General features: G+C 70.5%; 14 protein-coding genes and 3 pseudogenes. 11 read left to right on the top strand and 6 right to left on the bottom strand.

Features of this window, described 5'->3' with window-relative positions; all coding sequences use genetic code 11:
* Positions 1 to 93 precede the first annotated feature (93 nt).
* From AB0I52_RS22855 to AB0I52_RS22845, 3 genes are all read left to right on the top strand, one after another.
* The gene (locus tag AB0I52_RS22855) at positions 94 to 1,248 is read left to right on the top strand and encodes a mandelate racemase/muconate lactonizing enzyme family protein (RefSeq protein WP_363075341.1); all 1,155 of its coding nucleotides are present in this window, start codon (positions 94 to 96) and stop codon (positions 1,246 to 1,248) included.
* Positions 1,245 to 2,273: an alcohol dehydrogenase catalytic domain-containing protein gene (locus tag AB0I52_RS22850; protein ID WP_363075339.1), complete on the top strand. Its 1,029-nt coding sequence runs from the start codon at positions 1,245 to 1,247 to the stop codon at positions 2,271 to 2,273. The genes AB0I52_RS22855 and AB0I52_RS22850 overlap by 4 nt, the downstream gene beginning before the upstream one ends.
* Positions 2,274 to 2,363: 90 nt before the next feature.
* A complete protein-coding gene (locus AB0I52_RS22845) occupies positions 2,364 to 3,347 on the top strand; it encodes a hypothetical protein (protein WP_363075337.1) in 984 nt (327 codons plus the stop codon).
* Between the two features lie 50 nt (positions 3,348 to 3,397).
* Here the strand turns inward: AB0I52_RS22845 and AB0I52_RS22840 are convergent, their stop codons facing one another.
* A complete protein-coding gene (locus AB0I52_RS22840; protein ID WP_363075335.1) occupies positions 3,398 to 4,249 on the bottom strand; it encodes an SMP-30/gluconolactonase/LRE family protein in 852 nt (283 codons plus the stop codon).
* Positions 4,246 to 5,019: an IclR family transcriptional regulator gene (locus AB0I52_RS22835; protein WP_363075333.1), complete on the bottom strand. Its 774-nt coding sequence runs from the start codon at positions 5,017 to 5,019 to the stop codon at positions 4,246 to 4,248. Before AB0I52_RS22835 ends, AB0I52_RS22840 begins: the two co-directional genes overlap by 4 nt.
* Before the next feature lie 240 nt (positions 5,020 to 5,259).
* On the opposite strand from AB0I52_RS22835, the gene AB0I52_RS22830 reads away from it, so the two are divergent.
* The 3 genes from AB0I52_RS22830 (at position 5,260) to AB0I52_RS22820 (ending at position 8,205) form a co-directional block, all read left to right on the top strand.
* A complete protein-coding gene (locus tag AB0I52_RS22830) occupies positions 5,260 to 6,765 on the top strand; it encodes a phosphatase PAP2 family protein (protein WP_363075331.1) in 1,506 nt (501 codons plus the stop codon).
* A 187-nt stretch (positions 6,766 to 6,952) separates the two neighbouring features.
* Positions 6,953 to 7,762, top strand: coding sequence for a methyltransferase domain-containing protein (locus AB0I52_RS22825; protein ID WP_363075329.1), 810 nt, complete (start codon positions 6,953 to 6,955; stop codon positions 7,760 to 7,762).
* A gap of 89 nt (positions 7,763 to 7,851) precedes the next feature.
* A complete protein-coding gene (locus AB0I52_RS22820; protein WP_363075327.1) occupies positions 7,852 to 8,205 on the top strand; it encodes a VOC family protein in 354 nt (117 codons plus the stop codon).
* A 56-nt stretch (positions 8,206 to 8,261) separates the two neighbouring features.
* On the opposite strand, the gene AB0I52_RS22815 is transcribed toward AB0I52_RS22820, so the two are convergent.
* Positions 8,262 to 10,235, bottom strand: coding sequence for a DUF5107 domain-containing protein (locus AB0I52_RS22815; RefSeq protein ID WP_363075325.1), 1,974 nt, complete (start codon positions 10,233 to 10,235; stop codon positions 8,262 to 8,264).
* Positions 10,236 to 10,468: 233 nt separating this feature from the next.
* Between AB0I52_RS22815 and AB0I52_RS22810 the strand changes: the two genes are divergently transcribed.
* Positions 10,469 to 10,822, top strand: coding sequence for a DUF6204 family protein (locus AB0I52_RS22810; protein WP_363075323.1), 354 nt, complete (start codon positions 10,469 to 10,471; stop codon positions 10,820 to 10,822).
* Between the two features lie 548 nt (positions 10,823 to 11,370).
* Here the strand turns inward: AB0I52_RS22810 and AB0I52_RS22805 are convergent.
* Positions 11,371 to 11,535, bottom strand: a pseudogene (locus AB0I52_RS22805) (IS1380 family transposase); the annotation flags it as partial.
* 805 nt (positions 11,536 to 12,340) lie between these two features.
* Positions 12,341 to 12,949 carry an XRE family transcriptional regulator gene (locus AB0I52_RS22800; RefSeq protein WP_363075321.1) on the bottom strand — a complete coding sequence of 203 codons (609 nt, stop codon included), beginning with the start codon at positions 12,947 to 12,949 and terminating at the stop codon, positions 12,341 to 12,343.
* 85 nt (positions 12,950 to 13,034) lie between these two features.
* On the opposite strand from AB0I52_RS22800, the gene AB0I52_RS22795 reads away from it, so the two are divergent.
* The 3 genes and pseudogenes from AB0I52_RS22795 to AB0I52_RS22785 all read left to right on the top strand — a co-directional run.
* Positions 13,035 to 13,661: a class I SAM-dependent methyltransferase gene (locus tag AB0I52_RS22795; protein WP_363075319.1), complete on the top strand. Its 627-nt coding sequence runs from the start codon at positions 13,035 to 13,037 to the stop codon at positions 13,659 to 13,661.
* A 37-nt stretch (positions 13,662 to 13,698) separates the two neighbouring features.
* Positions 13,699 to 14,199 carry a DinB family protein gene (locus AB0I52_RS22790; RefSeq protein WP_363075317.1) on the top strand — a complete coding sequence of 167 codons (501 nt, stop codon included), beginning with the start codon at positions 13,699 to 13,701 and terminating at the stop codon, positions 14,197 to 14,199.
* 339 nt (positions 14,200 to 14,538) lie between these two features.
* Positions 14,539 to 14,731: pseudogene (locus AB0I52_RS22785) on the top strand (transposase); the annotation flags it as partial.
* A 23-nt stretch (positions 14,732 to 14,754) separates the two neighbouring features.
* Here the strand turns inward: AB0I52_RS22785 and AB0I52_RS22780 are convergent.
* Positions 14,755 to 14,964 (bottom strand): annotated as a pseudogene (locus AB0I52_RS22780) (transposase domain-containing protein); the annotation flags it as partial.
* 610 nt (positions 14,965 to 15,574) lie between these two features.
* On the opposite strand from AB0I52_RS22780, the gene AB0I52_RS22775 reads away from it, so the two are divergent.
* Positions 15,575 to 16,048 carry a hypothetical protein gene (locus AB0I52_RS22775; RefSeq protein WP_363075315.1) on the top strand — a complete coding sequence of 158 codons (474 nt, stop codon included), beginning with the start codon at positions 15,575 to 15,577 and terminating at the stop codon, positions 16,046 to 16,048.
* Positions 16,049 to 16,141 lie beyond the last annotated feature (93 nt).

The following is a 16,141-nucleotide window of genomic DNA, read 5'->3' as shown; positions in this document are numbered from 1 at the left end:
GGCCCCATTGACACCCGCCCCACCGCGTCATTACCGTCGCGCCAGGATTTCGAACGAGTGACGAAATATCGAACACGTCGAGGGGCAACTTCCTTGCGCATCACCGGAATCAGTACACACGTGGTCGGAACGCCCTGGCGCAACCTCACCTATGTGCAGGTGCACACCGATGAGGGGCTCACCGGTGTGGGCGAGACGCGGATGCTCGGCCGCACCGATGCGCTGATCGGCTATCTGCGCGAGGCGGAGGCCAACCACATCGCCGGTTCGGACCCGTTCGCCGTGGAGGACCTGGTGCGCCGGATGAAGTACGGCGACTACGGACGGGCCGGCGAGATCGTGATGTCGGGCATCGCGGTCGTCGAGATGGCCTGCTGGGACATCAAGGGCAAGGCGCTCGGCGTCCCGGTGTGGCAGCTGCTCGGCGGAAAGGTCACCGACCGGGTCAAGGCGTACGCCAACGGCTGGTACACCACCGAACGCACCCCTCAGGCGTACCACGAGGCGGCGTCCGCGGTCGTCGCACGCGGCTACCGGGCGCTGAAGATCGACCCGTTCGGCACCGGCCACTTCGAGCTGGGCCAGGAGGAGACCCGGTACGCGGTGTCGCTGATCGAGGCGGTCCGGGACGCGATCGGCCCCGACACCGAGCTGATGCTGGAGATGCACGGCCGGTTCAGCCCCTCGACTGCGGTGCGGATCGCGCACGAGATGGCGCCGTTCCGACCGGCCTGGCTGGAGGAGCCGGTACCGCCGGAGAACCTCAAGGCGCTCGCCAAGGTGGCCGGCCGGGTCGATGTGCCGATCGCGACGGGTGAGCGCATCCACGACCGCGTCGAGTTCCGTGAGCTGTTCGAGTCGCAGGCCGCCGACATCATCCAGCCGGACGTCGGTCACATCGGCGGCATCCTGGAGACGCGGAAGCTCGCCGCGACCGCCGAGACCCACTACACGCTGATCGCCCCGCACAACGTGGGCGGCTCGGTGCTGACGGCGGCCAGCCTCCAGGTCGCGGGCTGCACCCCCAACTTCAAGATCCTTGAGCACTTCAATGACTTCGCCGACGCCGACATCAAGAGTGTCGTGCGGGGCGCCCCGCAGGTCGACCCCGCGACCGGCTGCTTCGAACTCTCCGACGCCCCCGGACTCGGGGTGGAGCTCGATGTGGACGCCGCCGCCGAATTCCCGCAGCAGCGGGCACGGTTCGACCTCTGGGCCGACGGCTGGGAGAAGAGGCAGCCCAAGTGAGCGGCGAACCCGCCCGCTCGCGGGCGATCACGGTCGACCGGCCGGGCGAACACCGGCTGACCGACGGCCCGGTTCCGGAGCCCGGCCGGGGCGAGGTCCGGGTACGGGTCGCCGCGGCCGGGATCTGCATGAGCGACCGGGAGGTGTACGACGGTCACCGCGACCCCCGCTACGTGCGCTACCCGGTGGTGCCGGGACACGAGTGGTCCGGAGTGGTCGAGGCCGTGGGCGCGGGCGTCGATCCGGCCCTGACCGGCCGCGGCACGGTCGCCGAGGGGTTCCGCTCCTGCGGAGGCTGCGAGCGGTGCCGCGGCGGCGAGACCTCGCTGTGCACGGCCGGGTACGACGAGACGGGGTTCACCCGGCCCGGAGCGTTCGCCGATCATGTCGTGGTGCCCGCGCGGCTCCTCCACCCGCTGGCCAAGGACGCCGACCTGCGGGCGGCCGCGCTGCTGGAGCCCGCGGCCGTGGTCGCGGCGGCGGTGCGGGCGGGCACGCCCGAACCGGGCGAACGGATCGCGGTGGTGGGCGCCGGGACGCTCGGGCTGCTCGCGGTGCAGCTGCTGGCCGCGGTGTCGCCCGGTGAGCTGACGGTGATCGACCCGAGGGAAGAACGGGCGGGCCAGGCACTGGAGTTCGGGGCAAGCGAGGCCCTGGGCCCCGGGGAGGCCGCGGAGAGGCGCGGCCGCTACGACCTGGTCGTGGAGACGGCGGGGGCCCCGACCACCGCCGCCGACGCCTGCCTCCTCGCGCGGCGCGGCGGCCGGGTGGTGCTCACCGGGATGTTCGCCGCCGGGGCCACCGGCATCGACCCGGTGCATCTGTCGCTGAGCCAGCTCACCGTGCGCAGCGTGTTCGGCGCGTCCTCGGCGTCCTGGTCCTACGCGGTACGGGCGTTCACCGCGGGGCTGCTCGATCCGGCCGCGCTGATCACGCACGAGTTCCCGCTGGAGCGGTTCGCGGACGCCGTCGCGCTGGTCGGGGGCGGCGCCCCGGGGACGGGCAAGGTGCTGATGCGTCCCTGAGGGCTGTCGCGTGATCCCCGGCGGGCGGCCGGCCCCCGCATCCCCCATGTCCCGAACCTCGCCCGACCCACCGAACACGAAAGGTCGCTCATGACCTCCGCATCCCCCGCCCCGTCCGGATCCCGCCCCGGCGTCCGGCGTCCGGGCGAGCCCGCGCTCACCGCGCTCGGGCTCGGCGCCCCGGCCGCGGACCCGGCCGACGCCTCCCCGCACACCTTCCCCGACGGCGGCACCTGGCGGACCGAGATCCCGTCGGTGGAGGGGCCCGAGGCGCTCTCCGTCGTACTGAAGGAGAGCGCGCGGCTCGATGTCCCCGTCCACCGGGTCAGCCAGGGCAGCGGGATCTGGATGCTCAGCGACGCCGAGATCACCGAGATGGCCGGGGGCTGCGCCGAACGCGGCATCGAACTCTGCCTGTTCACCGGTCCGCGCGGCAGCTGGGACACCGGCGCCTCGTTCCGCACCGACTCGGGCGGGGCCGGGCTGCGCGCCCGCGGCCATGACGCCCTGGCCGGCTGCGTCGAAGACGCCCTGCGGGCATCGGAGCTGGGCGTGAAGTGCCTGCTCGTGGCCGACGAAGGGGTGCTCTGGACCTTGCACCGGCTGCGCGCCCAGGGGGCGTTGCCCGCCGACACGACATTCAAGGTGTCGGCCCTGATCGGTCCGGTGAACCCGGCCTCCTACGCCGTCCACGAACAGCTCGGCGCGGACTCGGTCAACATCCCTTCCGATCTGACACTCGCTCACTTCAGCGAGATCAGGCGGGTGTCGGCCGCGCCGATGGATCTGTACATCGAGGCTCCGGACGACCTCGGCGGCTATGTGCGGATGTACGAGGCGGCCGAGCTGATCCGGCGCGGCGCCCCGCTCTATCTGAAGTTCGGCCTGTCCAGGGCCCCCGGCCTCTATCCGTACGGCGCCCATCTGCGCGATGCCGCCCTGGACACGGCCCGTGAGCGGGTCCGGCGCGGCCGGCTGGTCCTGGACCTGCTGGCCCGGCACGGCGCCGACGGGAACATGTCGCCGCTGGGCTCCCGGCTGCCCGGCACGCTGCGCCGCTTCCCGACGCCGTGAGCCGCCGCCGGGCGGGGCCGTGTCAGGGCCCGCCCGGCGACCCGGGTTCCTCAGCCCGCGAACGCCGTGCCGGGCATTCCCTGGCCCGCGTCCGGCAGGACCAGCAACGAGCCGGAGAGCGGGTGCGGGGCGTCGAGGCCCGCACGGGCCGTGGAGATGTACAGGTCGCGCAGCTCCCGGCCGCCGAAGGCGCAGGCCGTCGGCCGCCGTACCGGCAGTTCGACGGTGCGCTCCAGCATGCCGTCCGCCGTGTAGCGGCGCAGCGCGGCCCCGTCCCACAGGGCGACCCAGACGGCGCCCTCCGCGTCCACCGTCAGCCCGTCGGGGAAGCCGGCCCCCTCCTCCACGGTGGCGAACGGGCGGCGGTCGACGACCTGTTCACCGTCCACGTCGAAGACGTCGATCCGGCGGGTCGGCGTGTCGATGTAGTACATCAGCCGGCCGTCCGGGCTCCACCCGGTGCCGTTGCTGCACGCCACCAGGGGCAGCACCCGGGTGGCCGCGCCGTCGGGTGCGACGCGGGTGAGGCTCCCGCCCACCTCCGTGTCGTCGTAGCGCATGGTGCCCGCCCACAGCGACCCGTCCGGCGCCACCGCCGCGTCGTTGCCGCGCCGTCCCGGTTCGGCGTCGTGGACCAGCCATCGGAAGGCGCCGTCCGCGTCGTACAGCCCGATGCCGTCGCGCAGATTGACGACCAGTCCGCCGCCCGCCCGTGGCTTGGCCGCTCCGACGTGCTGTTCGGTGGCCATGACCGTACGCCGGCCGGTGGCCGGGTCGTAGGTGTGGATCCGGGCGGAGAGGATGTCGACCCAGATCAGCCGGCCGGTGGCCGGGTCCCAGGTCGGGCCCTCGCCGAGGGCGGCGTGCGCATGGACGGCGACGTCGGGGCGCGGGCGGCTCACTTCCGCCCCCCGTGGTGTCCGAGCCGGCCGGAGAGCGCCTCCGCGCCGTCGGCGGCGAGAGAGGCCAGCTCCTGTTCGCGCTCGTCGCTCCAGCGGATCATGGGGACGGAGATGGAGAGCGCGGCGACGACCCGGCCCGCCCGGTCCCGTACGGGCGCGGCCACACAGCTCACGTCGGGGTTGGACTCCCGGTGCTCCACGGCGATGCCCCGCTCCCGGACAGCGGCGAGCGCGGTACGCAGCTCCCCTTCGTCGGTGATGCTGTCCGGGGTCATGCCGGTGAGTTCGAGGCCGTCGAGGCGGGCGTCGAGTTCCCGTTCGGGCAGGGCCGCGAGCAGCATCTTGCCGACGGACGTGCAGTGGGCGGGCAGCTTGCGGCCGGCCGCCGAGACCATCCGGACCGCGTGGGTGGAGTCCACCTTGGCGATGTAGATGACGTCGGTCTCCTCCAGGATCGCCACATGGACGGTCTCCCCGCACGTCTCGGCGACCTGCCGGGCCACCTGCCGGCCCTCGGCGGCGAGGTCGAGCTGCTCGGCGTACCGGCTGCCGAGCTGGTAGGTGCGGACGCCGAGGCGGTAGCGGCCGGGCTGGTCGGGGGTGGTGACCAGGTAGGAGCGGGCGGCCAGCGTGGTGAGCAGCTCATGGACGGTGGTGCGGGGGAGCTGGAGCTTGCGGGTGACCTCGGGCGCGGAGAGCGTACCGTCGCCGTCGAGGAAGAGTTCGAGTACGTCCAGCGCCCTGGTCACCGCTGGGACAAGTCGCCCCATGGTCGTGCACCACCCTCTCGCGTTCGGCATTCCGGCCAGTGACCGGCATCACGAACACAGGCTAAGGGTGGCGCACTTGTCCGGGCAATGACGACGTGACGTCCGGCACTCGAACCATGGGCGGTTTCACGACGATTCCCCCGTTATGTCACTGGGTGTGGGGCGGGCGGTGCCGTCCGGGCCATACGGTCCGGGCGCGCCTGTTGATTCGGGGAGGCCGGGCAGGGTATTCGGTGTCCCATGTCGTCACCGAGCAACCCTTCACACCTGCCGAGCTCCGCCGGACTGCGGAGCCTGCTGCACCGATGCGATCTCGCCGTGTTCCAGGAGCTGGCCCGACGGCACTGGCCTGCCGCCGCACCCGTACTGCCCCGGCTCAGCCGCAGCGCCAATCACGGGCTGCTGTGGGCCGGCGCCGCGGCGGGCATGGCCGCGTTCGGGGGCAGCGCCAGGGCCCGGCGGGCCGCAGTGCGCGGGATCGCCTCGATGGCGGTGGCCTCGGCCGCGATCAACACGATCGGCAAGGGAGCGGTCCGCAGGGAGCGGCCGATACTGGACGCCGTGCCGGTGATACGACAGCTCAAGCGCCAGCCGTTCACCACGTCGTTCCCGTCCGGGCACGCCGCGTCGGCCGCCGCCTTCGCCACCGGGGTGGCCCTGGAGTCGAAGGGCTGGGGAGCGGTCGTCGCGCCCGTCGCGCTGTCCGTGGCCGCCTCCCGTATCTACACCGGCGTCCACTACCCGAGCGATGTGCTGGCCGGTGCGGCGCTGGGCATAGGCGCCGCGTTCGCCCTGCGCGGCGTCGTACCGACCCGGGGGCAGTTGCCCGCACCTGGCAGGCCTCCCGCCCACGCCCCCTCGCTGCCCGACGGCCAGGACCTGGTCGTCGTGGTGAACGAGGCGTCCGGGACGGCCACGGCCACGGCCGCGCTGGTCCGGGACGCGCTGCCGAACGCCGAGGTGGTCGAGTGTGCCCCCGAGGAGCTCTCGGCCGAGCTGGAGAAGGCCGCGGGGCGGGGCCGGGCGCTGGGTGTCTGCGGCGGTGACGGCACGGTCAACCAGGCGGCGGCGGTGGCCTCCGTGCACGGTCTGCCGCTGGCCGTGTTCCCCGGCGGGACGCTGAACCACTTCGCGTACGACCTGGGCATCGAGACCGTCGCCGACGCCTGCGCCGCGATCGGCGCGGGCGATGCGGTCCGGGTGGACCTGGGCCGCTTCCGGCCGGGCCCCGACGGACCCGGCGGCGCCCACGGCTACTTCCTCAACGCCTTCAGCATGGGCGTCTATCCGGAGCTGGTCCGGACGCGCGAGCGCTGGTCCCCCCGGATCGGCGGCTGGCCGGCCGGAGTGCTGGCCGCGCTCCAGGTGCTGCGCGGCGAGCGCCCCCTGGAGGCCGAACTCCAGGGGCGGCGACGGCCGCTGTGGCTGCTGTTCGTCGGCAACGGCCTGTTCCAGCGGGTGGGCCCGGCGCCCGGCCGCCGGCACAACCTCGCGGACGGGCTGCTGGACGTACGGGTGGTGCACGGCGGGCGGACCCCGGGGCTCCGGCTGCTGGCAGCGGCGGTCGCCGGCCCGCTGACCCGCTCCCCCATGCATGCCGCCGTCCGCCGTCACCGGGTGCGGATCTCGGGGCTGAAGCCCGGGACACCGTATGCGTACGACGGTGAAGTAGCCCACAGCCAGCGTGAGTTGATGATCGACAAGCTGCCGGAGGCACTGACGGTGTACTGCCCCATGCAGGTGTGAGACCGGCCAGGACCGGGTGAACAAGGGGCGGCCGACGCCACGTCGGCCGCCCCTTCGCATGCCCCGCACCACCGAGCAGAGTTGTCCCATATCGTAAGATGGCCGTCTCATCATTCGTCATCCGGGCGTACCGTGGCCGTACCGATCAGCGCCTCGCGGTTCGCGTTTCGAGAGAGGATCCACGGTCATGCCGAAGGAGACCGCCGTCTACACCCACGGCCACCACGAGTCGGTGCTGCGCTCGCACCGCTGGCGCACCGCCGCCAATTCCGCGGAATACCTCGTCGGTGAACTTCGCCCCGGCATGAACGTGCTGGACGTGGGCTGCGGGCCCGGCACCATCACCGCGGACCTCGCCGCACTGGTCGCTCCCGGCCGGGTCACCGCCGTCGACACCACCCGCGAGATCCTGGACCAGGCGGCCGCGGTGGCAGCGGAACGCGGCCTGGAGAACCTGGAGTTCACCACCGCTGATGTGCACGCCCTGGACTTCCCCGACGACACCTTCGACGTGGTCCACGCCCATCAGGTGCTCCAGCATGTCGGGGACCCGGTACAGGCGCTGCGCGAGATGCGGCGCGTCTGCCGCCCCGGCGGTGTCGTCGCGGCCCGCGACAGCGACTACGCGGCGATGACCTGGTTCCCCGAGGTGCCGGTCATGGACGACTGGCTGGGACTGTACCGCCGGGTGGCCCGCGCCAACGGGGGCGAACCGGACGCGGGCCGCCGGCTGCTCTCCTGGGCCCGGCAGGCGGGCTTCACCGACATCGCCCCGACGGCCGCCGCCTGGTGTTTCGGTACTCCGGAGAGCCGGGACTGGTGGAGCGGCCTGTGGGCGGACCGCACCGTCGGCTCGGTCTACGCGGAGCTGGCGGTCGACGGCGGGCACGCGTCCGCCGAGCAGCTGACCGCGATCGCCGAGGCGTGGCGCAACTGGGGTGCGCAGGACGACGGGTGGTTCATGGTCCCGCACGGCGAGGTGCTCTGCCGCGCGTGAGCGCGCCACCCCCGGGGCAGGTGACCGGGGGGCCGCCCCCTCGGCCGAATCGATCACACACCGCTGACCGGCCAACTACCCTGTTCCGCATGGAAATCCTGGGAACCACGCTGCGTATCTGCGTCGACGACCTGGAGGCCGCGGTGGTCTTCTACGAGAACCTCACGGGCAGTTCGGCGCTGCGTTTCGAGCGCGGCGGGGTATCCGTGGCCGCCATCAGCTGCTTCCTGCTGATGAGCGGCCCCGAGGCGGAGCTGGAGATCCTGCGCAAGGTGACGGCGACGATCGCGGTCAAGGACGTGGACGAGGCCAACGCCGCCCTGGCCCGGGTGGGCGCCCGGGTCATCGCCGGCCCCGTCCACACGCCCGCCGGCCGCAATCTGATCGCCGTCCACCCGGACGGTTCGGTCTTCGAGTACGTCGACCGGAACCTGACGGCCTGAGCAGCCGTCAGGCAAAGCTGGAGCGAGGGTGGTTCCACCTGTCCGTCAACGGCCCGTCAGGTACGTGGCCGCATCCGGTAGTTGTACGCGTCCGGCAGCGGCTCGTCGTCCGTCAGCTCGGCCCACACCTCGTCCAGGATCTCCGCGCCCTCGCGGAGATCGGCGACCTCGAAGCCCTCGTCGAACAGGACGCGGGCGGCCGCGCGGTCACCCTCCGCGATCAGCAGCCTGGCCTCCAACAGCCGGAAGCGGCCGCGGCACCGGATCTCCGGGAGCAGCCCGTCCCAGACAGTGCGGGCCGGTCCTGGCCGGCCCGCCGTCAACAGCGCCTCGATCGCCTCCCGGCCGAGGGCGGCGGTGGCCGCCGTCCAGGTGCCGCCGTCGTCCCGGCGTTCGGCGCACAGGTCGTCGAACGCCTCCGTGTAGTGGTCGGCCGCCCGCTCCCACTGGCGGCTCTCCTGGGCGGCGACCGCGAGGCAGCGCAGCAGCGGCCAGCGGGACGGGGCCAGCGCCAGTCCGCGTTCCCAGCTGCGGACCGCCTGCGCGCGGTCGTCCGCGTGCCACTGGGCGATGCCCAGGTGGTATTCGGTGAGCGGTTCGGCGGAGGCCGTCTCCAGCATGTCGCGCCAGTGCGAGGAGACCAGGGAGGGGCCGGGCGGCGCCACCACGCGCGGTTCGGGGAAGGTCCCCTGCTCCAGCAACTCCAGCCAGGGTGCCTGCTGTTCGCCGAGCGTGGACGCGGCGAAGGGGGTGCCGGGCAGCTTGTACCCGGCGCGCCGCACTTCGAGCGCGCCCCAGCCGGACCCGGTGGCGAGGATCTCGCCCGGTTCGGTGTCGGCGCAGCGGCGCCAGGCCTCGTACGCGGCGTCCACATCGGCGCGCGGCAGGGCGGCGGCGAGCCGCTGTTCGGTCTCCGCGCGGGCCGCGGCCCAGTCGTCCCCGTGCACGGCCGCGGCGTCCGCCGACAGGGGTCCGTACGACTCCAGCCAGCTGAACTCGCTGCCGGGTTCGAGTGGCACGTGTTCCAGCTGGGTACGGGCGAGTCCGGCCTGGATCTCCGCGTAGCCGGCGGTGCCGGGCTCGGTGAGCCACTCCTGCCAGCGGCGTCCGCCGGGACCGCTGCCCCAGAGGAAGAGCTTGCGGCCGCGCAGCAGGTCGGTGGAGGTCTGGACGAGCCCGTGGCCGTCCTCGTCGAGGGAGGCGATCCAGCGGCGGGCGCCGTCGGGCACCTCGTAGAAGTAGTCGGCGGGGAAGTCGCTGCGCAGCGGGTACGTCCGGTCGACCGAGCCGCTCCCGGGGACCGGAACCCGGGTCAGCGTCCGCTCGTAGCCGAAGTGCCAGGCCTCATCGGCCGGGGCCACCACCCGGGTGCGCTCGCCCTCCGCCACGGCGATGTTGGACCACCAGTAGACCGGTGCGGGGTGCTCGTGCGGATTGCGTATCCGTACGCCGACATGGAGGAAGTCGGAGTCGTCGGGCAGCCACAGATCCACCTGGAACGGCAGGTCGCGCAGCCTCTCCCATTCCCAGAGCCGGACCATCTCGCCACCGTCGGGCGCCGGGACCCGGGCGGCGTGCACAGGTGCGCAGGACAAGGTGGTGTGGCCGGTCGCACCGATGTTCCACTCGATGCCGCCGGAGAACCAGGCGCCGTTGAGCGCGAAGTCGGCGGGCTGGAGCACGGGGTTGACGTAGACGAGATCCCGGCCCGTGGGCTTGTGGAAGAGGGAGTGGATGCGGCCGCCGAACCCGGGCAGCACGGTGGCCCGCAGCCGGTCGTTCTCGATCACGATCACATCGAGGCCGGTGGGGGTGCGCTCGCGTCCGTATCCGTCGAGGACGGCCACGGGCAGGACGGTGGCAAGGGGCTCGTGGCCGATCTGGCGGGCCATGTCTCGGGGCATATCGGCCCGGTCGCGGTCGTCGACGACATGCATCTCGTCGAGGGGCCGCAGCGCGGGCAACGGATTCTCCGGTCCCGTCGCCGCTGCGGGCAGGGTCAGTACGGCACGTCGTACGGTGGTGGCCAAGGCAACCTCGCTCCCTCGCGCGGGCCGCCGCAGGTCCGGGCGCCCCCCGATGACCATGGAACACGCTGAACGCCGCACGGACCAGGGGCTCGGCCGTCCGTCTTCGGTAAAAGCACCGGCCACCGGGTCGGTGAGCGGGGAGCCCGCCGAATAGTCCGCGTGCGTTACGCCCTCGCGACCGTAGGCTTGCCCCTCGGAAGGTTTGCGGTATGCGACAGAGACGGTGGAACACGATGACCACGCAGCACACCTACCGAGTGATCGTGCGCGGCACCTGGGAGGGGCTGACGGACGGGGCGCGCGAGAGGCTGCTGACGGAGGTGGAGCAGCACGGTCTGGCGGCCATGCAGTTCACCGAGGAGGGGTCGCTCACCTACGACCGCGTGCTCAAGCACTTCAGCTTCCGGTACGTGGTGGTGTCGGACGCCGAGGACGGCGAGGAGATGGCGTCCGCGATCGCCGAGGACCGTGCGGAGACGGCCCTGCGGAAGTCCGGCTACGGACACGGTGAACTGCGTTCCACCGCGACGGACATGGACACCATGAAGATCAACTACAAGGGGCGGCGGGGGCCGGGGGCGGGGTGACCGCGGCCCAGCGTCAGCTACGGCACCTCTGACCAGGAGTCATTCTTCTTTCAGTTCTGTCACGGGCTTACCCGTTTGCACGCCGGATCGTCCCGCGAAAGCCCCTCTGACAGAGCTGAAAGTCCCTGCAAAGTCCCTGGCTCAGCCTGCTTCCGGGTGCCGCGATACCTCGGATTCCGGAGCCTCCCGCGCGCTCACGACGGAGAAGAGGCAGGCTCGGACCTCGTCTGTCCGGCGGGCCGCCGACGTGCTGCCGCGCATCGGGACGGGGACCGGGGCAGCTTCAAGAATGGGTAGAGCGCCATGGACACCCCGCCTACCGCGCCAGGTCTCGTGTGCGAACCAAGATTATGGACAGAGTGCCATCTGTCATTTGTCCGCTGGTGGATGCCTCTTGCCGAGGAGGGTGGGCAGGATGGTGGCGGGCCTCCAGGAACTGGGCGGAGCCGCCACTGGAGTACGGGGTGTCGGTGAGGAAGACCTGCTGCCGTAGGCCCTCGTCCTGGTCGAACAGGGACAGCTGGGACTGCGGGTATGCCCTCGCCTTGCTCGGCGGCCTGCAGCCAGGCGACTGCCCGGGCTCGGGCACGCGCGGAGTGCAGAGCAGCCAGTATCCTGTCGTCAGTGTCGGCGAGCAGTCGCCAGGCCGTCGGTGTCGCGGCAACCGGACCGAACACCCTTGTCTGGTCCCGTAGTACGGCCAGATCCGCGATTCGCCGCCACGGTGAGCGGCGGCGTCGATGAAGGCGACCACCGGAGCCGTGGTCGGTCTTGCCGCCTGCGCTCCCTTGCTGCTGGCTGTTCCGTTCCTCGCCATCGGCGCCGGGACCGCTTCAGCCACCTGCTCGACCGACGGTGCACAGTCTGTAAATGCCGCAGCCGTTACCGCTCAGGTGAAGGCCATCCTGGACGGCGGCGAGAAGGGGCCGGGACCGTATCCGTGCGGGAGTACGTCTGCTGGGCGCTTCCGGGACGGTGCGCTCATACCGGGCTGCAGGGAGGAGCCAATGGGAAGGATGCTGGAGGAGGGAGGTTCGCACTTCAAGTGGCCCCTTCTCGTTCGCCGTGGCCTCTGTCCGGCCCAAAGGACAGGGCGGTGAGACGGACTCCTGTCCTGTCGCATCAAACCTGTCGGATTCTCACTCGTTCTCGTTCGTGCTGGCAGATACTCATTGCGGTGCGCTCGGAGCGGCGGCGTTTGCTTCGTTCGTGGGGCTTGATCTCACTCCGGTGGTCTCCGTCTCACTGCACCTGTCACGGTCACCTCCGGCATGTACGTGAGTGCTGGGGGTGGCGATGGACCTGGACCTGGTTGAGGCCGAGGCTGACGAGGACGGTGGTGGGCTGCGGAAGTCCCCGTGAACCAGGTGAGCTGGCGCAGGCCGATGCCGGTGGGACGCCGGTGGCAGCCTCCAACAGCGTTCGGCCTTGGTGGGTTTCTGTTGTGGGCGTGACGTTGTGACCGCAGCTATTGCGCGTTGGAGGCTCGCTGCCGACGCGAACAAACAATCCTCTGGTTCACCGCTGGTTCCCGGCCTGCGACGATTGCTGAGGGGTCGTGCGCAGGTGCGTACGTACCCCTTGCAGGCCGAACAGGATGAGAAGCTCGACCACGCCGCCATCGGCGCTGCCCAGCCAGTGCGGCAAGGACGTGTCGAACTCTGCTGCCTCACCAGGCGGCAACGTCAGATCGCGCTCGCCGAGCACGAGCCGCAGGCGACCGTTGAGCACATAGAGCCATTCGAAGCCCTCGTGTATCTGCAGGGTCGGTTCGAGTCGTTCCGGCTGGGCGGGGATGATCATCTTGAACGCGTGCACCCCGCCCGGCCGCCGGGACAAGGGCACGAAGGTCATGCCGAACCGCTTCATCGGCTTGAGGTGGATCCGAGGGTCGCCGGTGCGCGGGGCGCCGACGAGGTCGTCCAGCGGAACGTCATAGATACGGGACAGCGGCAGCAGCAATTCCAGGCTGGGCCGGCGCTGCCCGCTCTCCAGCCGGGACAGAGTGCTCTCCGACACGCCGGTCGTCGCCGCGAGGTGAGCAAGGGTGATGCCGCGGTCACGACGCAGTGCACGAAGCCGCGGCCCCACCGCATCGAGCACGTCGTCGTCATGAGGGTGATCCATGAGGCCACCTTGCCGTAACCGCAAGATTCCGTGCCACCTCGTGGGCGTCCGGCAAGACTGAGCGCACACCGACAAGGGAGTCTTGATGAACACCACCGATGCGGTCGAATTCTGGGACGGTGTCTACGCGGCGCGGCCGGAAGCCAACTACCCGCAGCCGAACGCTCGCCTGACCGAGACGATGACGGGCCTGCCGCCCGGTGACGCACTGGACCTCGGGTGCGGCGACGGCGGCGACGCATTGTGGCTCGCCGGCCAGGAGTGGCACGTCACCGCCGCCGACATCTCGGCCGTGGCGGTCGAACGGCTGGCCGCCCTCGCTTCCTCACATGGCCTGGGCGACCGCGTCATCGCCGTGCGGCACGACTTGCGCAAGTCTTTCCCTCCGGGCGGATTCGACCTGATCTGCGCCCACTACCTGCACACCCCCTTCGACCTGGACCGGGCAACCGTCCTGCGCTCGGCCGCGTACGCACTGCGCGCAGGCGGGCGGCTACTGGTCGTCGACCACGGCTCGGCCGCGCCGTGGTCGTGGAACCAGGATCCCGACATCCGGTACCCAAGCCCCCGGGAAGTCGCCGCAGGTATCAATCTGGACCCGGCCACATGGACGGTCGAGCGGGCCGACACACCCCACCGGATCGCGACTGGCCCGGACGGGCAGACCGCCGAGGTCACCGACCACGTCCTCCTCATCCGCCGCACTGCCTGACCGGGCGACCAGCCCCTCCGAAGGCAAGGAGTCCCCCGTGCCCAGCACCACGCGCCACAATCGCCGCCGCGACACCCCACCGCCCCGGACCACGAACAGCGAGACCGAGGTCCTGCGCGGATTCCTCGACTACCTTCGGACCTCGATTGCCGCGAAGGTCGACGGCGCTCCCGAACCGCGGGTGCGTACGGCCGCAGTGCCGTCGGGCACGAACCTGCTCGGCCTGCTCAACCATCTGGCCTTCGTCGAGCGCTCGATGTTCCTCGGGGACGATGTCACCAACTGGAAGGCGACCTTCCAGGCCGCGCCGACGGACAGCGTGGCCGATGTCGTGGCCCGCTACCGAGACACGGTCGAGCGCGCGAACAAAGTACTTGACCGGTGCACCGACCTCGGCGCACCGGTCCCTCGGCCACAGCGGGACCGCCCCGCTCCCAGCGTCCGCTGGGCACTCACCCACATGATCGAGGAGACCGGCCGGCACGCGGGGCACGCGGACATCCTCCGCGAACTGATCGACGGCTCGACCGGCCGCTGATCCACCCCAGTTCGGCACGCAAGAAATTCTCGGCCGAGGACCGCAGCCACCTCGCGGCATTCCCCGAGGCCGTGGTGCTGACGCACTTGATCCTCGACGTCTCCACCACGAGCGAGACGCTCACAAAAGCCAGGTCGTATGAGAACCCCGAGCGTCCTCGATCTCAAATGACCTGGCACCCCGGCTGGTCAACGGCTCACTATCTGACAGCCTCAGCGCGACAGGTCACCTCCTGTCCTATGACCGACTCTGTCGGGAATCTTGAGGAAGGGCAGTAAACGATCGTGACGTTGCGTCAGGCTCGTTGGAACGTTCCACCCACGTTCCAACGAGCCTGACATGTCCCTGCGTCCTCACTCCGGAGCCGAGATCCCGCCGCTGACCACGAGGGTCGCCCGGGCCAGCAACCCCCACGGCACCACCGCGATGTGGATCCGCGACCGCCTCGACTTCAAATACGCCCTCGGGCTGGAGCTGGAAGACCCCGGCTTCCAGCACAGCGTCCTGTCCGACTTCCGCGACCCGGCTCGCCGAAGGCGACCGGGCTGACCGTCGGTCAGGGAACAGGCACATCGCCAGCACGAAGTAGACCCCCACCCGAGACGGAAGATCACGCAGCCGCCGCTGCACCGACCTTGTCTCTGCCAGGACCGCATCCACGAGCTCGAACGGCACGACGGCGGTCAGCTCCCCCAGATGCCCGGGAGCAAACCGGCCCGTGACCACGGTGACCGCACGGGTGATGGCGGTCAGCGCAGGTGGCATAACACATAACGGGGCAACGGAACTCCTTCGGGACAAGCTGTCTTGGTCGACTGCCTGTACCAACGAGCTTCGTTGCTCTCCGTCGGGAATTCTTCAACTCCCTTGCTTGACCTGCGAAAACGTTAACTACCCGACCTTGGGGGAACTTCACCGGGCCCCACCGATCCCAACGGTGAGCATGCGCTCCGCCGGACGCCCTATCAGTATTCCCCAGCACTACCACCCGCCTCGGCAGGAGGCGGCCTCCTTCCTCGATCTCCAAAAGGCCGCCATGTAGCTGGGGCTCTCTCCGAACACCCTCTACGTCTGGCGACACCGCCGCCAAGGCCGCCCAAGCTTCCGTATGGGCGGCGAGTCATGTACCGCGTCTCGGCCCTGGACAAGTGGGTGCGCGACCAAGAGGTGTCCGACTCGCGGTCCAACGCCGCCCTGAACCCCCTGGCACAAAAGCCTCAGCGCCGGGTGAGGGGCTCCAGGTAGGCGGTTCCCCGGGTTTGAGGGGAATTCGAGCAGAGAAGCAGCTCGATCCGGGACAAGAACCCGATCCGAGCGGCGTTCTCATAACCAACTCGAGCACCACCACCAAAGCATCCTCCGAGAGGACCACCACATGGCTGGCTATATAGAGGACCGATGGCTCAAGAAGCGACCGAACAAGCAGACCGGCAAGCGTGAACGGACAAATCTCCGGGGGAAGGGCCAGCGCTACCGAGTCAAGGGGATACCTGGCGTCCAGGACCGCCCCTTCGGGACGAGCGAGGATGCTAAGCAGTGGCTTTCCTCCGCCAAGACCGACACGAGTCGCGGAGAGTTCGTCGATCCGCGCGCCGGCGAGATCACCCTGGGCGACTACATCGAATGTCACTGGTGGCCCAGCCGAATGGATGAACCGTCCACGGCGGCTCCAATGCGCAGCCGAATCTGGAACCACATCGTTCCTCTCATGGGAGACATGGCACTTCGAGACATCGACGCCTCGGTGCTACACACCTTCAAGGCGGAGTTGTTGTCCCGTGTAGGGGACTCCACCGCGAAGGTGATCTGGATTTACTTGGCCACGATCCTTAACCTCGAAGTTTCGTGACGGTCCACCGACTCCCACGCGCGCGACCGACGACAAATAGTCTGTCTGGGCCTAGCAGACGCCGAATACAAACACCACAAAAACACACAACAA

Origin of the sequence: Streptomyces sp. NPDC050423, from assembly GCF_040655445.1 — a bacterium.
In the GTDB taxonomy this organism is placed as follows: domain Bacteria; phylum Actinomycetota; class Actinomycetes; order Streptomycetales; family Streptomycetaceae; genus Streptomyces.
This window is presented reverse-complemented; position numbering and strand designations above follow the sequence as displayed.

Bases quoted from the DNA above. Each gene is read 5' to 3' on its own strand.
- AB0I52_RS22825 (WP_363075329.1), top strand. From the start codon at position 6,953: ATGCCGAAGGAGACCGCCGTCTACACCCACGGCCACCACGAGTCGGTG.
- AB0I52_RS22835 (WP_363075333.1), bottom strand. From the start codon at position 5,019: ATGGGGCGACTTGTCCCAGCGGTGACCAGGGCGCTGGACGTACTCGAA.
- AB0I52_RS22820 (WP_363075327.1), top strand. From the start codon at position 7,852: ATGGAAATCCTGGGAACCACGCTGCGTATCTGCGTCGACGACCTGGAG.
- AB0I52_RS22830 (WP_363075331.1), top strand. From the start codon at position 5,260: ATGTCGTCACCGAGCAACCCTTCACACCTGCCGAGCTCCGCCGGACTG.
- AB0I52_RS22795 (WP_363075319.1), top strand. From the start codon at position 13,035: ATGAACACCACCGATGCGGTCGAATTCTGGGACGGTGTCTACGCGGCG.
- AB0I52_RS22810 (WP_363075323.1), top strand. From the start codon at position 10,469: ATGACCACGCAGCACACCTACCGAGTGATCGTGCGCGGCACCTGGGAG.
- AB0I52_RS22800 (WP_363075321.1), bottom strand. From the start codon at position 12,949: ATGGATCACCCTCATGACGACGACGTGCTCGATGCGGTGGGGCCGCGG.
- AB0I52_RS22845 (WP_363075337.1), top strand. From the start codon at position 2,364: ATGACCTCCGCATCCCCCGCCCCGTCCGGATCCCGCCCCGGCGTCCGG.
- AB0I52_RS22775 (WP_363075315.1), top strand. From the start codon at position 15,575: ATGGCTGGCTATATAGAGGACCGATGGCTCAAGAAGCGACCGAACAAG.